The 20,765-nt window shown below is 63.1% G+C and carries 21 protein-coding genes; 18 read left to right on the forward strand and 3 right to left on the reverse strand.

The window, feature by feature from the left end:
• Positions 1 to 3: 3 nt before the first annotated feature.
• A complete protein-coding gene (locus tag AC07Y4_RS04400) occupies positions 4 to 501 on the reverse strand; it encodes a helix-turn-helix transcriptional regulator (RefSeq protein WP_495274198.1) in 498 nt (165 codons plus the stop codon).
• A 127-nt stretch (positions 502 to 628) separates the two neighbouring features.
• Between AC07Y4_RS04400 and AC07Y4_RS04405 the strand changes: the two genes are divergently transcribed.
• From AC07Y4_RS04405 to AC07Y4_RS04430, 6 genes are all read left to right on the forward strand, one after another.
• Complete coding sequence (locus tag AC07Y4_RS04405) at positions 629 to 895, forward strand: hypothetical protein (RefSeq protein ID WP_495274199.1); 267 nt, start codon at positions 629 to 631, stop codon at positions 893 to 895.
• Between the two features lie 398 nt (positions 896 to 1,293).
• A complete protein-coding gene (locus tag AC07Y4_RS04410; RefSeq protein WP_495274200.1) occupies positions 1,294 to 1,809 on the forward strand; it encodes a hypothetical protein in 516 nt (171 codons plus the stop codon).
• Between the two features lie 238 nt (positions 1,810 to 2,047).
• On the forward strand, positions 2,048 to 2,260 hold the full coding sequence (locus AC07Y4_RS04415) for a hypothetical protein (protein ID WP_495274201.1): 213 nt from the start codon (positions 2,048 to 2,050) through the stop codon (positions 2,258 to 2,260).
• 130 nt (positions 2,261 to 2,390) lie between these two features.
• Complete coding sequence (locus AC07Y4_RS04420) at positions 2,391 to 2,621, forward strand: hypothetical protein (RefSeq protein ID WP_495274202.1); 231 nt, start codon at positions 2,391 to 2,393, stop codon at positions 2,619 to 2,621.
• On the forward strand, positions 2,618 to 2,854 hold the full coding sequence (locus AC07Y4_RS04425) for a hypothetical protein (RefSeq protein ID WP_495274203.1): 237 nt from the start codon (positions 2,618 to 2,620) through the stop codon (positions 2,852 to 2,854). Before AC07Y4_RS04420 ends, AC07Y4_RS04425 begins: the two co-directional genes overlap by 4 nt.
• Positions 2,851 to 5,787 (forward strand): phage/plasmid primase, P4 family, encoded by a 2,937-nt coding sequence (locus AC07Y4_RS04430; protein WP_495274204.1) that lies wholly within the window; start codon positions 2,851 to 2,853, stop codon positions 5,785 to 5,787. Before AC07Y4_RS04425 ends, AC07Y4_RS04430 begins: the two co-directional genes overlap by 4 nt.
• A gap of 651 nt (positions 5,788 to 6,438) precedes the next feature.
• Here the strand turns inward: AC07Y4_RS04430 and AC07Y4_RS04435 are convergent.
• Positions 6,439 to 6,741 (reverse strand): hypothetical protein, encoded by a 303-nt coding sequence (locus AC07Y4_RS04435; protein ID WP_495274205.1) that lies wholly within the window; start codon positions 6,739 to 6,741, stop codon positions 6,439 to 6,441.
• A gap of 253 nt (positions 6,742 to 6,994) precedes the next feature.
• Between AC07Y4_RS04435 and AC07Y4_RS04440 the strand changes: the two genes are divergently transcribed.
• The 5 genes from AC07Y4_RS04440 to AC07Y4_RS04460 all read left to right on the forward strand — a co-directional run bounded on the left by AC07Y4_RS04440 (position 6,995) and on the right by AC07Y4_RS04460 (position 9,130).
• A complete protein-coding gene (locus AC07Y4_RS04440) occupies positions 6,995 to 7,603 on the forward strand; it encodes a recombinase family protein (protein WP_495274206.1) in 609 nt (202 codons plus the stop codon).
• Positions 7,604 to 7,631: 28 nt separating this feature from the next.
• Positions 7,632 to 7,835, forward strand: a complete 204-nt coding sequence (locus tag AC07Y4_RS04445) for a hypothetical protein (RefSeq protein WP_495274207.1) — start codon at positions 7,632 to 7,634, stop codon at positions 7,833 to 7,835.
• 58 nt (positions 7,836 to 7,893) lie between these two features.
• The gene (locus AC07Y4_RS04450) at positions 7,894 to 8,445 is read left to right on the forward strand and encodes an AAA family ATPase (RefSeq protein WP_495274208.1); all 552 of its coding nucleotides are present in this window, start codon (positions 7,894 to 7,896) and stop codon (positions 8,443 to 8,445) included.
• Positions 8,446 to 8,452: 7 nt separating this feature from the next.
• Positions 8,453 to 8,776, forward strand: coding sequence for a hypothetical protein (locus tag AC07Y4_RS04455; protein WP_495274209.1), 324 nt, complete (start codon positions 8,453 to 8,455; stop codon positions 8,774 to 8,776).
• A gap of 72 nt (positions 8,777 to 8,848) precedes the next feature.
• Positions 8,849 to 9,130, forward strand: coding sequence for a hypothetical protein (locus AC07Y4_RS04460; RefSeq protein ID WP_495274210.1), 282 nt, complete (start codon positions 8,849 to 8,851; stop codon positions 9,128 to 9,130).
• Between the two features lie 208 nt (positions 9,131 to 9,338).
• Here AC07Y4_RS04460 and AC07Y4_RS04465 read toward each other — a convergent pair whose 3' ends face one another.
• Positions 9,339 to 10,037, reverse strand: coding sequence for a hypothetical protein (locus AC07Y4_RS04465; RefSeq protein WP_495274211.1), 699 nt, complete (start codon positions 10,035 to 10,037; stop codon positions 9,339 to 9,341).
• A 93-nt stretch (positions 10,038 to 10,130) separates the two neighbouring features.
• Here AC07Y4_RS04465 and AC07Y4_RS04470 point away from each other — a divergent pair, with 93 nt between their 5' ends.
• The 7 genes from AC07Y4_RS04470 to AC07Y4_RS04500 all read left to right on the forward strand — a co-directional run bounded on the left by AC07Y4_RS04470 (position 10,131) and on the right by AC07Y4_RS04500 (position 20,747).
• Complete coding sequence (locus tag AC07Y4_RS04470) at positions 10,131 to 10,376, forward strand: helix-turn-helix domain-containing protein (protein ID WP_495274212.1); 246 nt, start codon at positions 10,131 to 10,133, stop codon at positions 10,374 to 10,376.
• 317 nt (positions 10,377 to 10,693) lie between these two features.
• Positions 10,694 to 12,280 (forward strand): type I restriction-modification system subunit M, encoded by a 1,587-nt coding sequence (locus tag AC07Y4_RS04475; RefSeq protein ID WP_495274213.1) that lies wholly within the window; start codon positions 10,694 to 10,696, stop codon positions 12,278 to 12,280.
• A 208-nt stretch (positions 12,281 to 12,488) separates the two neighbouring features.
• Positions 12,489 to 13,595, forward strand: a complete 1,107-nt coding sequence (locus AC07Y4_RS04480; RefSeq protein WP_495274214.1) for a restriction endonuclease subunit S — start codon at positions 12,489 to 12,491, stop codon at positions 13,593 to 13,595.
• On the forward strand, positions 13,592 to 14,539 hold the full coding sequence (locus AC07Y4_RS04485) for a DUF4268 domain-containing protein (protein ID WP_495274215.1): 948 nt from the start codon (positions 13,592 to 13,594) through the stop codon (positions 14,537 to 14,539). The genes AC07Y4_RS04480 and AC07Y4_RS04485 overlap by 4 nt, the downstream gene beginning before the upstream one ends.
• A gap of 33 nt (positions 14,540 to 14,572) precedes the next feature.
• Positions 14,573 to 17,770: a type I restriction endonuclease subunit R gene (locus tag AC07Y4_RS04490; RefSeq protein ID WP_495274216.1), complete on the forward strand. Its 3,198-nt coding sequence runs from the start codon at positions 14,573 to 14,575 to the stop codon at positions 17,768 to 17,770.
• Positions 17,771 to 18,137: 367 nt separating this feature from the next.
• Positions 18,138 to 18,734 (forward strand): AbiV family abortive infection protein, encoded by a 597-nt coding sequence (locus tag AC07Y4_RS04495; RefSeq protein ID WP_495274217.1) that lies wholly within the window; start codon positions 18,138 to 18,140, stop codon positions 18,732 to 18,734.
• Positions 18,735 to 18,908: 174 nt separating this feature from the next.
• Positions 18,909 to 20,747, forward strand: a complete 1,839-nt coding sequence (locus tag AC07Y4_RS04500) for an ATP-dependent nuclease (protein ID WP_495274218.1) — start codon at positions 18,909 to 18,911, stop codon at positions 20,745 to 20,747.
• The last annotated feature ends 18 nt before the right edge of the window (positions 20,748 to 20,765 follow it).

Below are 20,765 nucleotides of genomic sequence, written 5' to 3' on the forward strand. Positions count from 1 at the left end.
AGGTCATCTTCTTTTCCCCGCCGCGGCCTTGCGAAACTGGCCGGGCGCAATGCCGTACGCTTCCTTGAAGGAAGCGGTCATGTGGGCCTGACTCGCGAAGCCGGCCTTGAGCGCGACATCGACGAGCGGCACGTTCTGCCGGTGCGCCAGCATCTCGCGCGCCAGCTCGAGGCGCTTTTGGCGAAGGTAGGCCCGGGGCGGTGAGCCGGTCACTTCGATGAAGAGTCGGGCGAAGTGGAAGGGGCTCAAGCCGGCGGCGCCCGCCAACTCGGAGATCGTCAACCTTCGGTCCGAGATGTTCGCCACCAGGTGCTCGATGGCCTTCACGATCCGCATGTCTGGCGGCGGTGCCGACACCCGGCCGCTGGAGCTGGCCAGACTCGCCGCACGGTGCCTCAGCGCGCCATCAATGCGATCGGCGAGTTCTGGATCTTCTCCGCGGCGGAGAGCCAGCCGCGCGCGGATCAGCGCCGCTGAAACCTTGTCTGCACGCTTGGCCATCTTCTCCGACTCGGCGCCTTCCAGGACAAGCGTACGCGGCGGAAGGCGGCGTGACCATGCCTGCGACCGTGTACGTGACCATGCGCGTCTGTGACCATGCTCGGGGTCGTGACGGCAGCATGGTCACATGACCAAAACACCCACCGAGCGCCAAACCGTCAGCCGCACCAAGAAGAAAGCCGCCGGCTTCGTGCGCACCACGCTGCGGCTCGATGACAAAACCATCGGCCGTCTCCGTCGACTAGCGAAGCGCAACAACACGACGCAGGCCAATGTTGTCGCGCTGGCCCTCCACCTCGCTGAAGACCAGAAGTTGCTGCGCGAGATCCAGGCCTGGGCATCCGAACGCAGCCAGGCGGCACTGGCGCGGCGCCAGCAGCAGGCGGCGCAATGACGGAGCCCCAGAAGCGGCCCGAGTACCGCGTCATCGTCGACGGCCAGCGGCACTTTTCCTGCGAGCCGTTGAGGGCCACTTTGTCCACCCACGCGTGCGCCGGCCGGTACAGGACAGCTGGGCTCGGCGATAGCTGCCGCGGCTGCCCAACTGGACGCCTGCATGCACTCGACCATGCGCCAGCCCCGAGGCCTCGGTTGGGACAGGGTGAGCAGGATCGTCGGGTGCGGAGGCCGGAGCGTTCACGGCTTTGCTTGCGATGCGGCAGATGTGAGGTGCGGCTTGTCGTGTCGACTGGCGTTTGTGTGAGTTGCACCAATCGCGAGGCCGAATGGCGCCGCGGCAAGAACTCCAAAGGCACAGTCCCGGCCACGTACCGAGCGCTGCACGAGCGCGTGGTGACCATCCAGCACCATGATGGCAGCATCGAGCATCGCGTGCTGGAGGTTGCGCACCTCGCGGAAGCGATCGGTCGCGTGTTGCGCGATCTGCCCGAGGGCGCGCACCTGGTGCACGAGCGTCAGATGACTACGATGAACAAGGTCACGGGCGAATTCGAAAGGGTCTGTTCGAGCTGTGGTTCCGCCGGCCTGATTCTGGAGCGTCGACGCGGCGTGGCGCTCGACCGGCACGCGTGGTGTTGCGACGGCTGGCCTGGTGGACAAGGTTGGCAACTGGCAAGGGTGCGCCAGCCGGTGATGGGCATGCATCCCGAATCGATGGCCTCGCACCTGGCCCACCACGCGGATCTCGACGGCGAGACGCGCGACGTCTGGACTGCGCTTCCCGCCTGGTGCGCCGCGTGCGCCGGCGGCCAGCTCCAGGGTTTGCTGTCGTCGGCGGATGGCAAGTGGCGCATCGGATGCTCGGCATGTGGGGCTAACTCGGAGCCGGCGGCGGTCGAGGTCGAATGATCCTCGCGGTAGCTGGCCGCAGTTACCTCGGGCGCGACCATACGCGAGGTCCACCTCGCTTCGATGCCAGTTCTACCTGCGTGGCAGCGACAACTCGATCGGGGTCATTGAGAGCGTCAAAGTCTATATGCCGCTTGCAGTTCTGCGATCGAAGAAGCGAGAAATGCGTCTTTGATGTGGGCGCGACAGATGGTCGTGATGCAGACAATCGGCACAACTTAACTGCAAGGAGGCCGCAATGGCACTCACCGAAACCGAGCGTCAGCAACGCTATCGAGACCGGCTCGCGGCCGTTGACAGGACCATTGTTCGCCTCGTCGTCGCAAAGGACGTTGCCCATCGACTGCGCAGCCTTGCGCACGGTGACGTCAGCCGGCAGGGCGCCGTCCTGGTCAAAGCACTCGACGCCCTGGAGCGCTTAGAGGCGGCCTCTATCAGGGAGGACTCATAAGAAAAACCCGCCTGGCAGGGCGGGTCTTGAGTGAGCTTGCGGGCTACGCAACGCTAGAAATTGAACGAACAGCAATATTTTAGCGTCACGCAGCAGCGAGCTCAAGGTTGGAAACTAAACCGGAGCTTTGATGCCCAAACAACCAAGCGGCCGCACGGCCAATGTCAGCCAGCTACCCGCTGGTATCCGCGCCTCTGCTGCGGCCATGGCGCAAATTCTCAGAGGCGCTCGCATCGCCAGCGAGGGCAACATCTCCCGCGGCAACTGCGACCCCGACTTCGACGTCAGCGTCGCTGCATTTTTCCTTGGCTATTTCTGGCGGCAACAGCTGCGCGCCCAGCAGGAAGGGGCAGCCGCATGAGCGCCGCAGCCACCATCCGGGCTCGCTTGGCGCCCGCCCAGTTGCTCGCCGCATGCCGCCGCCGCGGCATTGACCGCGCCACACTGGCTGTCGTCGCGGTCGGCGTCCTGGCTGGGTCTACCGCTGCTACGGCCTTAGCCGACGTGGTGACCGATGCCGCAGCGGCGTTTTTTACCTCCACCCAGGCCGCCGAGTGTGCCGCGCAACGGGCCATCACGAAGGAGACCGCATGAACGCGGCACAGCACCAATCCATCGCTATCAACCGCGCCGATGCCGAGCGCGCCCTCGATGCCCTCGACCACATCGACCCACCTCTGGAGCGGGATCAGTGGGTGAAGCTGCTTATGTCCGCGCATGATGCTGGCGTCTCGGAAGATGATGCTCGCGCATGGAGCGAGCGCGGTGAGAACTTCGACGCAGCTGACTTCCGTGCAACTTGGCGCTCCATCAAACCGGGCGCAGTCACCTCGCGCACTCTTTTTCGCGCTGCGCTGGACGCTGGGTGGAATGCGCCACCCGATAGCAAGACGCGCACGAAGGCAGAAATCGAGAAGCGGCAGGTCGAACGCGCCGCACGGCTTGCGCAGGCCGCCGCACAGGAGGCCGAGGACCAAGCGCGCGCAGCCCAGACCGCGCAGCGTCTCTGGAACGCCGCAGCGCCCGCCATCGAGCACCCGTACCTTACCCGCAAGGGCGTGAACGCGCACGGGCTGCGCGTCGGCAAGTGGGAGCGCGTCGACGAGGTGACCGGCGAGGTCATCGTCACCACCGACCGTGCGCTGCTGATCCCTATCGTCGACAGCAAGCGCAAGCTGCACAGCCTGCAGGCCATCCACCCCGAGCAGAGCAGCAAGAAGCTGTACCTGCGCAATGGTGCCAAGCGCGGCCACTTCCATCCGATCGGCACGCCGCAGCGCGACGCGCAGGGGCGCATGGTGTTTGTGCTGGGCGAAGGCTACGCCACGTCCGCCAGCGTGCACGAGTGCACAGGCCACGTGGCGCTGGTGTGCTTTGACACCTCGAACCTGATGGCTGTGGCGCAGGCGCTGCGCGCGAAACAGCCCGAGGCGGTGATCCTGTTCGCGGCCGACAACGACTGCGAGACCGCGGGCAACCCTGGTGTCACCGCTGCGCGCAAGGCGGCCGGGGCTGTCGGTGGCCTGGTGGCAGTGCCGATGCTCGCCGGCATGCCTAAGAAGGCGGCCGACTTCAACGACCTGCATGCGATCGAAGGCGCGGCGGTGGTGCGCGCAGTCATCGACGATGCGCTCGCATTGACGCGGGCTGCCGACGAGGCGCGCATTCTCCCGGTCTGGTTAGTGCCGCCGACGAGCCCGACGAACCTCCAGCGCGCGGCGTTCGCTGCTGACGTCGTTGCTATGTTCGACGCGGAGATCTCCAAGCGCGTCGATCCGCGCGGCGTGGTGCTGCGGCCATACGACGGCATCGATGGCCTGCGTGCGGCGATGAAGGAGGTGTCGCGCTTCATGCCGAGCGCCAAGGTCCACGCCATCGTCGCAGCGGAGCTGGCGGCCGAGGCGACGAGGATGGGCGGCTGCTCGGTGGAAGTTCTGCCGCCTGGTGCATCATGGGTCGATGACCTCTGGGCCGCAGTCGCCGAGCGGACCGGGCTGCAGGCACCGACTGCGCGCGCGCTGGCCGAGCAGGTGGCGGGGGCGCAGGAGGTGGTCGACGCGCAGCCAAAGGACGAAGTCAAGGTGCTCGCGCCGACCGCGCCGGCGACGCGCGAGATTGCGCTCGTGAATCCGCAGGAGATCAACGCAATCGAGAACAGCGACGACGCGCTGGCTCTTCAATTCGTCGAGTGCGCGGGCAATTTCCGCTGGAGCCCCGGTCTCGGTTGGATGATCGACAACGGCGTCACCTGGAGCCGTGACGATGCCATGCACCGGTTCGACCTGGCGCGTCGTGTGTGCCGTGCTGTGGCGGCGACGTGCGGCCCGAAAGCCGAGGCTGAGGCGAAGCGCATCTCGTCGGCGAAGACCGTGAACGCCACCGTGACGCTGGCTCAGTCTGATCGCCAGATGGTAGTGCCGACCTCCGAGTGGGACGCTGATCCGCTGCTGCTGAATACGCCTGGCGGCGTTGTGGACCTGCGGACGGGCAAGATGCGCGAGCGCGGCATCGAGTACGTCACCCAGACCGCCATGGTGGCGCCGGACTTTTCGGCTGAGTGCCCGACCTGGCTCTGCTTCCTGCAGCAGGTGTTCCTTGACGACGCCACCATGATCGAGTTCATGCAGCGCTCGATGGGCTATTGGCTGAGCGGCAGCGTTCGTGAGCAGGTGATCCACTTCCTGCACGGACAGGGGAGCAACGGCAAGTCCGTGCTGTCGGATCTTGTGAAGTGGATCGTCGGAAGTTACGGCGTGAAGTTGACCGCGACTGCGCTCATGCAGTCAAGGGGCGAGCGCCACCCTACGGAGCTGGCGCAGCTGCGCGGCAAACGCCTGGCGCTGTCGTCGGAGCTCGGCGAGCACGACTACTTTAATGAGGCCCTGCTTAAGGAATTGACGGGCGACGCCACACTGAGTGCGCGGTTCATGCGTGGTGATTTCTTCGAGTTCCAGATGTCGCAGAAGCACCTCATCGTCGGTAACTTCAAGCCTCGCCTGCGCGGTGGCGACCCGGCCATCGCGCGGCGCATGCTGCTGGTGCCATTCAACGCCACCTTCAAGGGCGCTGCGAAGGACATGGGCCTGCTCGACAAGCTCAAGGCCGAGGCGCCGGCCATCGTGGCGTGGATGGTCCGGGGCGCCGTCAAGTGGCACGCCGAAGGTCTGGCTATTCCTGAATCGGTGCGCGCGGCGTCGGCTGACTACATGGCCGCCATGGACGATCTGGGTCTTTGGATGGGTGAGTGCTGCGAAATGACTGGCGAGGCCAAGGCCAAAGATCTCTACGCCAGCTTCTCCGCGTGGAAGAAGGCCCGGGGCGAGAACGCGCCTAGTCAGACGATCTGGGGCGAGCGCATGACAGCGCATCCCGGCATTGCCCGGCGCACCTCCAATGGCGTGAGGTACGCCGGCATCCGGCTGACGGCGGTGGAGGCGGGCATTCAGGTGCCGTCCGACGAGGCGTGGGGGGGCGTGGGCGACGCGGTGAGCGCGCAGTATGGGTCGTACTCCGACATCCGGGGCTGATCGCGGGCGAGCAACGCGTCAGCCACGCGCCACCAAGACCGGGCCTCAGCGCCCGGTTTTTTGTTGGCCGCGATCGGCGGCGTACTGGGGCCGCTGTTCGGCTTAGGTGACTGGAAGGGGTGGAAGGGTTCCTCGGATATGGACGTATGTCCATCGCAATGCGGGGGCGAGGCAAGTTGGAAGGGTTGGAAGGGTTGCTGCTTATCCGGCGTGTATAGGGAGTGTTTCTGTATTACGCGAGTCACGCGTGCGATACCTCTGATAAGTGAAAGGGGGTCCAACCCTTCCAACTCGGGAAGCCGGCGCTCTGAGAGGTGGACGCAAACCCTGGATCGGTGAGCGATCTTTCCCTAATTTCGTTCCTTGCGTGCGCGCGCCCGCGTCCGCACGCGAGGGTTGCTCTGGCGCCCGCAGCCGACGATCCGATTCCAACCGACGCGCCACCATTCCCAGCGCGCCGCCCAAGATGGTGGCGAGCACGCGGGAGCCATCGGGTGCATACCGTATTCGGCTCGCAACAGGGCGTGCACGTACCTCCGCAGATCGACGTCGGCCAGCAGCTCTGGCCGGTTGGCGAGGAGGTCGGCATCGGCCGTCGATAGCCCGTCGCGCGTGCTCGAGGCGCTGTTGGCCGCTGAGCCAACTTTCGCCTTATGCGGGCTCGATGCCTGCGTACGCAAGAGCAATCGTGAAGCCGCGCTGCGCCGCCTCCGGGGTGAGGTCGGTCGGCTCGTACCGATGGGGCTGGTAGCCCCCTGGCCCACTGCCGTGGGCATGGTCCACGACGTAGGAAAGGGAGTTGGTGTTGAGGTCCAGCTTTTGCCCGCGCGCGGGGCCGTCGATCACAAGGCATTTCATATGCGCTTTCTTGTAGTTGAAAAAACATATTAGCTCGACGTGAGCTTCGTTGGTTGGCACTTTTTCCGCTGGAGAAAAAGCGAAGAGCGTGTGCATTTGCTACCCATGCGACGGAGGTACTGCCACCCGCCGGGCGGCCGAGATTTTGTTCGCCGATCATGCGCTGGAGCGCCCGCGCCTACTAGCAGCAGGTCACACCGTGTCTCACTTCAACTCCATAAGCCTCGCCTGTCTCTGACGACAAACGGTCGGTTTTGAACAGGATTGCGCAGGGTGACGAGAAAGTAGACGACACGGCTTTTGGACGTGTGTAAAATTTGAACACCGTTTTTGAACGCCTCGGGAAATCATGAGCCGAATTTTTTGCTACTGCCGCGTGAGCACCTCCGACCAGACCACCTCCAACCAGCTCGGCGAGATCGCTGCCGCCGGATTCACCGTGCTGCCCAGCCGGGTGATCACCGAGACGATCTCCGGCTCCGTTGCAGCTAGCGAGAGGCCCCGCTGGCGAGCACTGCTGAACAAGCTCGAGTCCGGCGACGTACTGATCGTCAGCCGGTTGGACCGGCTTGGCCGCAACGCGATCGACGTTCGCGCCACGGTCGAGGCGTTGGCCGCCATGGGCGTGCGAGTGCACTGCCTGGCGCTGGGCGGCGTCGACCTCACCAGCCCGGCCGGCCGGATGACTATGGGCGTCATCGCCGCGGTCGCTGAGTTTGAGCTCGATCTGCTGCGCGAGCGCACCCATGCCGGCCTAGAACGAGCCCGGGCCGAGGGCAAGCAGCTCGGCCGGCCGCGGGCGTTGTCCGGCGACCAAGAGGCCGAGGTGCTCCGCCGGCTGGCCGCTGGTGAAGCTGTGGCCGCCATCGCCCGGGCGGTGAAGACCTCGCGTGGAGGCAACATCAGCCGGGCGACGATCATGCGCCTGCGGGACTCGTCTGCGGCGCAAGCCGCCTGACTTCGAGCCTTCTCACGGCAGGAAAAAAATGGACTGGTTCACTCGACTCACCGCCTTCAAGGAAGACTCCTACGACAAGGCACGCGCGCAGCCGGAGGTGAATGGCTCCACTTTGCGCTCCAAGGCCAACGACCGCAGCTACGGAATCGGCACGTTCGACCTCGACGTGAGGCTGGTGAGTTACGGCGCGCCGTCGCCAGCCACGCGAAATGTCACAGGGGAGTTGACATGAGAGTCGCGGACAGCCCGTCGCGGTACGCTCGTCAAATCAATCAAGAGAGGAGACATCAGTGACCACTGGGAGAGGGATCTACTTCGTGGGCGGCGCAAGCGCCTCGGGCAAGTCTGTTGCAACAAGGCAGATGGCGGCAGACCACAATTTCCAACGCATCGAGCTGGACAAGACCTACAACGCGCTCAAGGGCCATTGTGATGAGGAAACCCGCGAGCAAGTCATCAAGATCGCTTCTGCCAGCTTTGTCGCAGAACTCGTTGCCTCTGGTGCGTCGATGATTGTCGAAGGAGGGTGGATGTGGCCGAATAAGGCAGCAGAACTGGTCCAGAAATCCGGTGGCCGTATGTGTGCCGTGTTCTGCGGCTACCCCGATGCCAATGCTGCCGATCGCTTCAAGATGATCCAGGCCTACCAAGGAACTAGCCCCAAGCACTGGTTGGCGAAGCGGGATCAATCGGAAGCGATCCCTTGGATTCAAGGGCAGATCGAGGGAAGCAAAAAGTATCGGGACGCAGCAGATGAATGTGGGTTGCCCTTCTTCGATTTCACCGACGTCAGCGAAGGCAATAGGCAACTGCTCGAGCACTTTCGCAAGTGGGTGTCCTGAGGCGCCAATGATCGACCCGCGCTCATTCGAGGAGGACGCCGATCGCGCCGCTTTGCCGCCGCCGGGCGCGCCTTGGCCTGCGATCAAGGCCTGGTGCGCGACCATCGCAGGGCCCGAGGGTGACCCGCGGCCCATCGATGAACTCGCGGCGATCGCGCGGCGGGTGGAGGCTGACATGGGCGCGGCCACCGTGGCCGACCTGTTGGCCTCGTGCTACTTCTGGCAGCGCCGGCTGCGGTGGCACTCCGAGGGCGGCGATGCTGAGGACGCGCTGGTGATCCGGGCAGGCTTGGATGCGTTGCGGCGCCTCGGTGACCTCGGGTCGAAGTGAGGTAGGCGCAACCGTCGCGGCGGTTGCCGATTTTTCAACGAAGCGTGGACGCGTGTTCAACGGGAGGAGCGGATGGACGTGACCGAGGCAATGAGGGTGTTGAAGCGCGCGATCGGCAAGCTTGGGTCCTTGCAGGACGACATCGCAGAAGCGGTGTTCGAGATCGACAGCGGCAAGGGCGGACTCTTCGCGCTCCGCCAGGGGATGAGCGAGAAGGACTACCGTGCCGTGACGAAGGCCGAGGATTTGGTTGAAGACGCGCACGGCATCCTTGCGGCGGCCATCGCCGAATTGACCGCGTCCGCCACGACGCTGGAGCGCGTGAAGAACTACGCAGATTCGCGACGGGCGTGAGTGCCCCATCAGCCACCTTGGACGGTTTTTTCCTAGTTGAGCGGGTAGGGGGTGGATGGCTTTTGGTTGCCCTAGGTCAAGGGCGGCGAGTCGACGCGCTGCAGCTGCTATCTCGCTGAATCGATGCTCGTGGCCGAGATCAAGGTCGGGCTCAATCGAGCACCTGAGCTGGTCTACAGCGAGACCTTAGAGTTTGGCGATGTTGCAACTAGCGGTCTGCTTGTGGAAGATCGTTCACTGTGAGTGGGCGGCCCTTATCGGGGTCAGTGGACGACTTGAACTGAGAAACGTTGAACCGATACGGCCCAGCCTTCCTGCCTGCGCCTGAGGATTGGGCCAACTCCAGCACGACCTGACCTCGGTCGACAATCCAGCAGGCATTCGCGTAGGTCATTGGGCGCGGATCGCTGCGGTAGTGAACCGCGACGGTTCCCCAGAATGCCGACTTCCCGTCGCAGATGCTCGATCGGTCGATCTGGTTGGCGGCGATCGGTTCGTTGGTGATTGTGACTATCGTGAACACACCGGGTACGTTCTGATCATCCAGCCACCGGAAGCCGATCGGTCCTACACGGCGAGGCTCCCTTGGGGTGCCGGTGTAGGTGTTCTTCGAGTCGCCGATGCACCGGATCCAGCGCTGCTCGAATCCAGCAGCATCCTTTGGCCCCCAGCACCAGCCCTCACGCTCGATCTGAGCGTGAACAGCCTCGCGCCGAGCACACGCTTCCTGGGTCTTGAGCGAGTCACCGCTGCCGCCGCGGCACTGGCCGTTCAAGCGATCAGCCTCTGCAATGAGACGCGCTGCTGCCGAGGAAGGCCCGGGTTGCGCTTGGCCCGTGAGGGCGAACAGCGCGAGCACAATGCCGAGGACCGTAGACCTAAGGCAGGGATGGGCAATAGGGGCCATGTCGAAGTTTCCGTCGAGGATATGAGAGGAATCATGACTATATGTGGAAGATCATCCGTGGTTTGATCGTCTTCATAAAAAGACGATCGCTGGATGCCAGCCGCATCACCAAAGCATGCCGATAACCCGTCTCTCGTCGCATTGGGTGAGGCGATTCGACGAGCTCGTCTCGAGCGCGGAATTTCTCAAGAAGAACTCGCTCACCGAAGCGCTATTGACCGCGCTTACATGTCGTCCATCGAGCGCGGCAAGCAGAATCCTGGCATCGTGTCGATCTTGGGTATAGCTGCCGCTTTGGAGCTGACAGCGGCCGAGTTGATGATGGAGGCGCGGCTCTAGGCCGTCGACTGCCTCGCGCGGCAGCTGTCGGCGGCCCGGTAGGGATGATGGGCAGTTCAAGCCGAACGAATCGAAGATTTGTAGCATTTCCCAGCTCCCGAGGTGTCGTGCCAAGGCGTGAGCAGGTTCATGGCAAAAGGCAGGTGTTCTAGCCCGTGGCGCTCAGCTGCGGGCCCATCCGCTGTTTTATAGGAGATGCAACCACACGGCGGTTTCGTGGGGGCGCGCGATACATTAGCAATCTTTTTGCTAGTCTGGAGCATTGCTATAGCTGCAAAGCACTGGTTGATGACGGTGCGCAGCTACGGCGTAGGTGAATGAATCAAGATCTCAAGAAAACCCTATGGGCAACTGCTGACAAGCTGCGCTCCAGCATGGACGCCGCCGAGTACAAGCACATCGTCCTCGGTCTCATCTTCCTGAAATACATCTCCGACGCTTTCGACGAGCGCCGAGCCCAACTTCAGGTTGCATTCGCGGAAGAGGGCGGGGACCTTTACCTGCCCGACGCGGTGGACCATGCCGCCGCACTGGAGGAGCGCGACTATTTCACCATGGCCAACGTCTTCTGGGTGCCAGCCTCCGCACGCTGGGAGGCGATCCGCGCCCAAGCCAAGCAGGCTGACATTGGCGTCCGCATCGATGCCGCGCTCGAGGCCATCGAGGCCGAAAACCCGCGTTTGAAAGGCATCCTCGACAAGCGCTTCGGCCGTACACAGCTAGAACCGGGCCGCCTGGGCGAACTAGTTGACCTAGTGTCGACAATCGGCTTCGGTGAGGGTCATCACGCCAAAGATCTGCTTGGCGAAGTCTACGAATATTTTCTGGGCCAGTTTGCCAGCGCAGAGGGCAAGAAGGGGGGGCAGTTCTACACGCCGGCTTCGGTGGTGAAGGTACTGGTCGAGGTGCTGGCCCCGCACCAAGGCCGCGTCTACGACCCCGCCTGCGGCTCGGGCGGCATGTTTGTGCAGAGCGAGAAGTTCATCAAGGCGCATGGCGGTAAGGCCGACGACATCAGCATCTATGGTCAGGAGGCCAATCCGACCACCTGGCGCCTGGTGGCCATGAACCTAGCCATTCGGGGCTTTGCGGCCGACCTGGGCAAAGAGCCGGCAGACACCTTCCATCGGGATCAGCACCCCGACCTGCGCGCCGACTATGTGCTGGCCAATCCGCCCTTCAATATCAGCGATTGGGGCGGCGAGCGACTTGCTGACGACCGACGATGGGTCCACGGCACGCCGCCCGCCGCCAATGCCAACTACGCTTGGCTGCAGCACATCCTGCATCACCTGAGCCCTCGCGGACAGGCCGGCGTAGTGCTGGCCAATGGCAGCATGAGCTCCAACCAGAACAACGAGGGCGTTATCCGCAAGGCGATGATCGAGGCCGATGTCGTGGATGTGATGGTGGCACTACCGCCACAGCTCTTTTTCAACACCCAGATCCCCGCATGTCTCTGGTTTCTCGCCAAGGATAAGAGTGGCGCCGCGGTTGCTGGCGCCAATGCTGGGCGCGACCGTCGCGGAGAAGTGCTGTTTATAGACGCGCGCAAGCTCGGTCGGATGGCTACCCGGGTGGTTCGGGTGTTTGATGACGCGGACGTCGCGCACATCGCGACCACGGTGCACCGTTGGCGCGCCGATGGTGAGGAAGGTGCCGCCGAGCCCTATGTCGATGTGCCTGGCTTCTGCCGAGCCCTGAAGTTGGCCACGATCGCCGAGCATGCCCATGCGCTAGCGCCAGGGCGTTACGTGGGCGCCGAGGAAGCTGAGGACGACGACGAAGCTTTCAACGAGAGAATGGAGCGGCTGACTGCGCAGTTTGTCGAGCAGATGGCCAAGGGGGTGGAGTTGGACGCCGCGATTCAGAAAAGGCTAGGAGCGCTGGGCTATGCCGTCTAGCGATATCAGTCTCGAACGCTTCGGCGCTCTTTTGATGGAGCCGTTGAGAAACGGAGTCTATAAGTCAAAGGAACACCATGGTCGGGGAGTGAAGGTAGTGAACATGGGTGAGCTCTTTGGTCACCCACGCTTGCGAGATGTGCCAATGAAAAGGCTTGCGTTAACGGAGCCAGAGTTGCGCAGGTCAGGCCTCGCTCAGGGTGACCTCTTGTTCGCTCGTCGCTCGTTGGTGGCCGAAGGCGCCGGCAAGTGCAGCATCGTAAAGAATGTGACGGAGCCAACGACATTTGAGAGCTCAATTATTCGTGCTCGACCGGATCCGCGTCGAGCCGATAGCGACTACCTGTTTTACTTCTTCGCCTCGCCTCAGGGCCGCGAGTTGATGCGAACAATCCTGCGGCAGGTAGCAGTGTCGGGTATAGCTGGCAGCGACTTGGCTGAGCTTCAGATCCCGCTCCCTCCTATCGAGACGCAGCGCACATGCGCAGAGTTTCTGCAACTTCTCGACGACCGCATCGACCTCCTGCGCCAAACCAACACCACCCTCGAATCCATCGCCCAAGCCCTGTTCAAGAGCTGGTTCATCGACTTCAACCCGGTGCGCGCCAAGGCCGAGGGCCGCGAGCCGGAAGGCATGGATGTCGCCACCGCGGTGCTATTTCCCGACGAGTTCGAGGAATCGACGCTGAGGTTGATTCCGAAGGGATGGCGGGCTGGAACTCTCGCCGACGTCGCGGACCTCAACGCTCGGTCTTGGACCGCGAAGCGAGCACCTTCTGAGATTGCCTACGTTGACCTCGCTGGCGTAAAGTCAAACGTTTTCGACGCAATTCAACGCTTTACGTTCGGAGCTGCGCCGAGTCGGGCTCGGCGCGGACTGAGAGCAGGCGACACGCTCGTCGGCACGGTGCGTCCGGGCAACCGCTCTTTCGGATTCATTTCGGAAGCAGAAGCCGGCCTGACCGGCAGCACAGGTTTCGCAGTGCTCTCGCCAAGAGAGCCAGAAGCGACGACCTTCACTTATCTCTGTGCCACGCGTGATGAGAACATCGAGCGGCTCGCCGCTTTGGCAGATGGTGGTGCGTACCCCGCCGTTCGGCCTGAAATAGTGGTCGCAACGCCTTGCGTGCTTCCCCCGCAAACAGTGCTAGCGAAATTCGAGTCCATCACTGAACCGCTGATGCAGTCGATAGGGGCGAATGCAGTGCGTGCCCAGACACTGGCGGACACCCGCGACACCCTCCTGCCTCGCCTCATCTCGGGCAAGCTCCACTTGCCCGAGGCCCAAGAACAAATCGAAGACGCTCTGGCATGACCACTCCTCTCGGAAAACTGCAACGCATCAACTTGCGCGAGGCCTGGAAGCACGAAGCGACCGAGTTCACACCTTGGCTGGCCCTTGAAGACAATCTGGACCTGCTGGCGAAGACACTCGGCTTGGTCGAGCTGGAACTGGTCGGCACGGAGCATTGGGTCGGCGACTTCAAACTCGATGTCCTGTGCTCGGACGACGAGGGGCAGGTCATCATCGAGAACCAGTTGGAGAAGACCAACCACTCCCATCTCGGCCAAATCCTCACCTACGCCGCTGGAGTCGGCGCCCGCAAGGTCATTTGGCTGGCCGAGTCCTTCCGCGCCGAGCACGTGGCTGCACTGGACTTCCTTAACCAGCACACGACCGAGGAGTTGAACTTCTTCGCGGTCGAGGTCGAGCTCTGGCGCATCGGCGATTCGCCCATGGCGCCCAGCTTCAACGTGGTGGTCAAGCCCAACGACTGGACCAAGACCAGCCGCGAAAGCGCCAAGGCCGCCACCACTACTACGCCGACCAAGCAGCGGCAATTGAAGTTCTGGACGGAATGGGCGGCCTGGCTGCAGGCGAAAAGCTCGACGCTGCGGACACAGAAGCCGCTGCCCCAACATTGGACCAACATGGCACTCGGGCGTGCGGGCCTGCACTTGGCGGCGACCGTGAACTCCAAAGAGAGCCGCTTGGGCATGGAGGTCTATATCGGCCACGCCAACTCAAAGTCGATGTTCAAGCAGTTGCAGGCGCAGCAGACCAGTATCGAGGAGGCCCTGAAGGTCAAGCTGCAGTGGAACGAGCTGCCAGACGGTCATGCCTGTCGCATTCTCCACATTCGCCCGGATTCGCCGCTGGAGGACGAGTCGCAATGGCCGGCCTATTTCGCCTGGCTAGAAGACGCGGCGCTGCGGATGTCCACCGTCTTCCGACCTTTGGTCAAGGCGCTGACCTAAAGAGAACAACTCATAAGAATAAGGAGGAGCCGCGTGTCCATTCTTCTGGAAGACCACCTGGAACAGGCCACGCTGCAGTGGCTGGCCACCCTCGGGTGGGACACCGCCCACGGTCCCGCCATCTCTCCTCCTGACAGCAAGACCCCGGGCACCGAGCGCGACAGCTACCGCCAGGTCGTGCTCGCGCACCGTCTGCGTGCCGCCATCCAACGGCTGAACCCGCACATCCCGCCCGGCGCCCAGGACGACGCGGTGCGCCGTGTGCTAGCGCCCAACATTCCCGGCTTCGTCGCGGTCAACCGGCAGGTCTACCGCTGGCTGGTGGACGGTGTACCCGTTGAGTTTCAGAAGAACGGCGAAACCCGCGGCGACCGGGTCAAGCTCATCGACTTCAACGATCCGGCACGCAATGACTGGCTGGTGGTCAATCAATTCTCTGTCCAGGGCCCCAAGCGCATCTGCCGGCCCGATGTTCTGTTGTTCGTGAATGGTCTGCCGCTGGTGCTGCTGGAACTGAAGAACCCCGGCGACGAGAACGCCGACATCTGGTCGGCCCACAACCAGTTGGAGAACTACAAGCATGACATCCCGGACCTGTTCGCCTACAACGCGCTGCTGGTCATCTCCGACGGCATCTCGGCCCGCCTAGGCTCGTTGACCGCCGACCGCGAGCGCTTCATGGCCTGGCGCACCATCGACGGCGTGACCACCGACCCGTTGGGCGAAATGCGTGAACTGGAGACGCTGGTTCACGGCACCTTCGAGCGCCGGCTCCTGCTGGACTATCTGCAGCACTTCATCCTGTTCGAGGACGAGGGCCAGTTGGTCAAGAAGGTGGCAGGCTATCACCAGTTCCATGCCGTGCGCACGGTCGTCGAAAGCGTACTCGTCGCCTCCCGACCCGGCGGCTCCCGCAAGGGCGGTGTGGTCTGGCACACCCAGGGCGCCGGCAAAAGCATCGAGATGACCTGCCTGGCCGGCAAGCTGATGAGCCACCCGGGGATGGGGAATCCCACTCTGCTGGTGGTGACCGACCGCAACGACCTGGACAACCAGCTCTTCGGTGTGTTCGCCGGTGCGGCGGAGCTGCTGCGGGAGACGCCGGTGCAGGCCGTCACGCGCCCCAAGCTGCGCGAACTGCTCGCCAACCGGCCCTCTGGCGGCATCATTTTCACCACCATCCAGAAGTTCAGCCCTGGAGAGGATGAGGACAGCTTCCCGGTGCTCTCGGGGCGCACCAACATCGTCGTTGTTTGCGACGAGGCGCACCGCAGTCAGTATGGCTTTTCCGCCCGGCTAACGGGTGGCGAGAAGAAGAGCAAGGCCGGCGCCACCCACGTTATCGCGGAGGACGCATCCGACATCGCGATGGCCACGGCGTTGACGACGGGAGCGCCTGGGCCATCCGGAGTGAAGTACGGGTATGCCCAACATCTGCGCGACGCGTTGCCCGGCGCGACCTTCGTGGCGTTTACCGGCACGCCGGTCTCGCTGGAAGACCGCGACACCCGCGCCGTGTTCGGCGACTATGTGCACATCTACGACGTCGAGCAGGCCGTCAAGGATGGCGCCACCGTGCCCATCTACTATGAGTCGCGCCTGGCGAAATTGGAGCTGCGAGAAGAAGAGACGCCCGAACTCGATGACGAGGTCGAAGAGCTGACCGAGGACGAGGAGGACGATGCCGCCCGCGCTGCGCAGATGCGCCGCTGGGCCGCACTGGAGAAGCTCGTCGGCGCACCGCCGCGCATCCAGAAGGTTGCCGACGACATCGTCGAGCATTTCGAGAGTCGGCAGACGGTGATGGACGGCAAGACGATGGTCGTAGCGATGAGCCGCGACATCTGCGTGCACCTCTACGACGCCATCGTCGCGCTGCGGCCCGAGTGGCACGACCCCGACCCGGAAAGGGGCGCCGTCAAGATTGTGATGACAGGCTCGGCCTCCGACAAGCCACTGCTGCGACCGCACATTTACAGCAAGGACGTGAAGAAGCGGATGGAGCGCCGCTACAAGGACCCCGCCGACCCGTTCAAGCTCGTCATCGTGCGCGACATGTGGCTGACGGGCTTCGACGCGCCGTGCATGCACACCATGTACATCGACAAGCCGATGAAGGGCCACAACCTGATGCAGGCTATTGCGCGGGTGAACCGGGTCTTCGGCAGCAAGCCTGGCGGCCTGGTGGTCGACTACATCGGCATCGCCAACGAACTGAAAGCCGCGTTGAAGGACTACACCCAGGCCAAGGGCAAGGGCCGGCCCACCATCGACAGCGCGGAAGCACTGGCGGTGCTGGAGGAGAAGATGGACGTGCTGCACGACCTATTGGACGGCTGCGACTACGCGGACTTCCGCGCCCAGGCCTGGCGGCTACTGCCGACGGTCGCCAATCATGTGCTCGGCATGGACGACGGCAAACGCCGCTTCGCCGACAACGTGCTGTCCGCGACCAAGGCCTTCGCGCTATGCGGCACGTTACCTGGGGCGTTGGTCCACCGCGATGAGCTGGCTTTCCTGCAGGCAGTGAAATCGGCCATCACCAAACACGAAACCAAGGACAAGAAGCTCAGCGACCACCAAAAGGAACACGCGCTGCGGCAAATCATTTCCAAGGCGGTCATCAGCGCCGAGGTCATCGACATCTTCAAGGCGGCAGGGTTGAACAAGCCAAATATCGGCGTGCTGTCCGATGAATTCCTCGAGGACGTGCGCCACATGAAAGAGCGCAACCTGGCGGTGGAACTGCTGGAGCGGCTGCTGAAGGACGACATCAAGTCGCGCTTCAAGACCAATGTGGTGCAGCAGGCCAAGTTCTCGGAGCTGCTGCAGCAGAGCCTGACCCGGTATCGCAACCGCGCGGTCGAAACCGCGCAGGTCATCGAAGAGCTCATCGAGATGGCCAAGAAGTTCCAGGAGGCGGCGCGCCGCGGCGAGGAGTTGGGCCTCAACCGGGATGAGATGGCCTTCTACGATGCACTGGCGACCAACGAGGCCGCGGTACGTGACCTTGGGGATGCGACTCTTAAAAAAATTGCGGTGGAGCTGACGCTGAGCCTGCGCAAATCTGTCACCGTGGATTGGGCAGTGCGCGACTCCGTGCGCGCCAAGCTGCGTGTAATGGTTAGGACGCTGCTTCGTCGCTACAAATACCCGCCGGATCGGCAAGAGGAGGCGACGGAGACAGTGCTCAGGCAGGCCGAGTCGTTATCAACAGAGTGGGTTGCGTAAGACGTATCGTTTGGCGCGAGGCAGTGCCGCATCATGTTCGTCAACACTGGCTTTACACAGCAACGGTCGGTCTATGAAATGTTGTCGACGACCTTGGCGGAATAGTTGTGTTGGATCTTCCAGCCTCGACGCCGGAGGCCTATTGGACCACCCCGCTGTAGTGGCTTGCTTCTTGCGACGGGCCGGTGTCGTCGATGTCAACGGCATCCGTATGGCCGCCTGGGCCTCTCCAATCGACGGGCTACGTGAGGGGTGGCGCGCATCCGTTTCAGGAGCTTGGCTCGCCATACCTAGCGCCGAGCCCGTCCATTGCGTACGATAAGCCAGAGATCTCAGGCGATCCACACCACCAAAGCAGGCACTTCCAATGGCAGATTTTTCCGACGACTGGTGGGCATCCGTGGAGGCCGCCGCGGTCGTGGGCCAACGACTCTGCGCCTCAGCCGGGGAATTCAACGCAGCGTGCGAGCACATCGTCCAGCTGCTCACCGACGCTTCTTTGTTGCTTGAGGCTGGCTCTCACGCGACGGCGGCCTTCCTTTCGATCACCGCGATCGAGGAGACGGCCAAGGTGCATGTCGGATCGTTCCGGCGGTCAACGGCGCCGGTCGCGCGCCGCAAGGATCCCCTCTACGGGCATGCCGAGAAGCACAAGTTGGCGTTGGGTCCAACCGTCGCAATGGGAAGCCGCCTGCAGGCCGCCATCGGTGAGGACCGCATGCGCGAGCTCATGGAGCGGGGGCATGCCGGCGACTTAGTAAAGATCCGCGAGGCCGCGCTCTATGTCGTGCAGGGTGCCGGCGGGCTGGTCGCGCCGAGTAGCGCGGTGTCGTCCCAGACCTCGCGGGAGCTTCTGCTGCTGGCGATCGAAGCCTTCGACGACGGGCTGGTCGGCAGCACGAATCGATCCTTCGAGCTCGGCCATGCGACCGACGCGCTGTTCTCGAGGTGGGCGGACGCATAGTTCAGCTTCTGCATCAGCTCTCGCGTCTCCGTCGCTGGCTGTCCAGAGTTCACCAGCCGAGCAGTCGCAGCCGGTGGTGGATTGGTCGACGGTGGGTATGGTGTTGATGGTGTCTTCCCGGATACGGTGCCAGCGCCAGGGGGCTACACTGGCTCCACTGGGGGGCGTCGCAAGGTGAAAGTAAAGCGTCTGACCATCTCGAACTTCCGAGGTGTGGCTCATGGTGTTGTCCACTTAGCGGGGCACACACTTCTGGTCGGCGGAAACAACGTCGGCAAATCGACGGTTTGCGAGGCCCTCGACCTCGTGCTGGGGCCGGAACGGCTCTATCGACGGCCGGTCATCGACGAACACGACTTTCATTGCGGCCGCTATCTCGACGATCAGAAGGAGCCAATCGAGGTTCGCGTCGAGGCGGTGCTGACTGATCTTCCGCAGGAGGCCGAGCTTCGATTTCACCGTCATCTTCGGCGGTGGGATGACGTCACCCGCGATTTCGCGGATCAGGGCGCTGGCGGACCGGCAGACGGCGATGGAGCGCAGAAGCGATGGGCTCTCCCCATCGTGTTCATCGGCCGATATGACAAGGCGGAGGACGATTTCGTCGGCAACACCTTTTTCGACCATCCCATCGAGCCCATCGAGGATGATGAAGCGGCCGAGCTGGCGTTGGGCGCTGGCCGCAGGCTGTTTGGTCGGGAGCACAAGCGGCTTTGCGGCTTCGTCTTCTTGCGTACCCTGCGCACCGGTTCGCGGGCGCTGAGTCTTCAGCGTGGATCGTTGCTTGACACAGTGTTGCGTCTCGGAGGAACGGGGCTGGCGGACATGTGGCAAGACACGCTCGACCGGCTGCAGGGGATGGCACCGCCGATCGGAGAAGTACCGCAGCTTAAGCAAATCCGCACCGACATCAGGGAGCGCATGGCGCGCTTCGTCTCCCTGACACCTGGCGACGCGGCGACCGCCTTTTTCGCCTCAGATCTCACGCGGGAGAATTTGCGCGAGGTCGTGCGGTTGTTTATCGCCGCCGAACCTGTAGGCCACAGCGTGCCGTTCGCGCGGCTTGGGACCGGCTCGATCAACCTGTTGGTGTTCGCCATGCTGACGGTGATCGCTGAACTGAAGGAGAAGCAGTCGGTCATTTTTGCGATGGAGGAGCCGGAGATTGCCCTGCCGCCTCACACGCAGAGGCGGGTCAGTCGTTTCGTGCTCAGCGAGATGGGGCAGGCGATCGTCACCTCGCATTCGCCCTATGTGATCGAGCAGTTCGAGCCGCAGGACATCGTGATCCTTTCCCGTCAGCCGAACGGCGTGCTCGAAGGTGCGCCCATCGATCTGGGGGACTTCAAGACGAAGAGTTTCAAGACCGAACGTCGGCAATTCGCAGAGGCGATCCTTGGCCGTGGCGTGCTTGTCGTGGAGGGGGCTTCGGAGGTTGCGCTGTTCCCGGAGGCTTCAACGATCTTGGAACGGTCGTTGGGTGCCGATGTTTACATGCACCTCGATTTCGCGGGCATAACCCTCTTCGATGCCGACAGCGAGAGCGCGGTGCCAAAGTACGGCCCGGTCTTCAAGGCACTCAGCAAGCCTGCGTTTGCCTTCTACGACAAGCCCAACAAATCGCACACCCCGGAGATGACAACGAAGCTCGGCGACTATGTCGCTCATTGGCAGTCGCCAACCAAAGGCATCGAGGTCCTCCTTGTTTCGGAGACCGCCCCGAAAGTCCATCATCGGTTTCTTGAGGCGGCGAGCACGCGTGATGACTATCCAAGTCACTGCGGTGTGTATGACGCCATGATCGATGACGATGCCACGGCACGCGCGTTGGCGCTCGAAGTCCTCAAGGCGCGCAAGGGCGACGCGTACGGCTACACCGCTCTGTTCATCAGGCAATGCCAGTCGGGCGACGAGCTTCCCGCGACGATCAAGAAGGTGCTGATGGAGATCGATGCCGCGATGAAGCCGCCGGCGCCGAAGGAAGATGAGGATTTGTTCGGAGTCCTGTCCTGAAGATCGATCTGGACCAGA

The sequence above is a fragment of the Variovorax sp. GW460-12-1-14-LB1 genome (assembly GCF_059423605.1).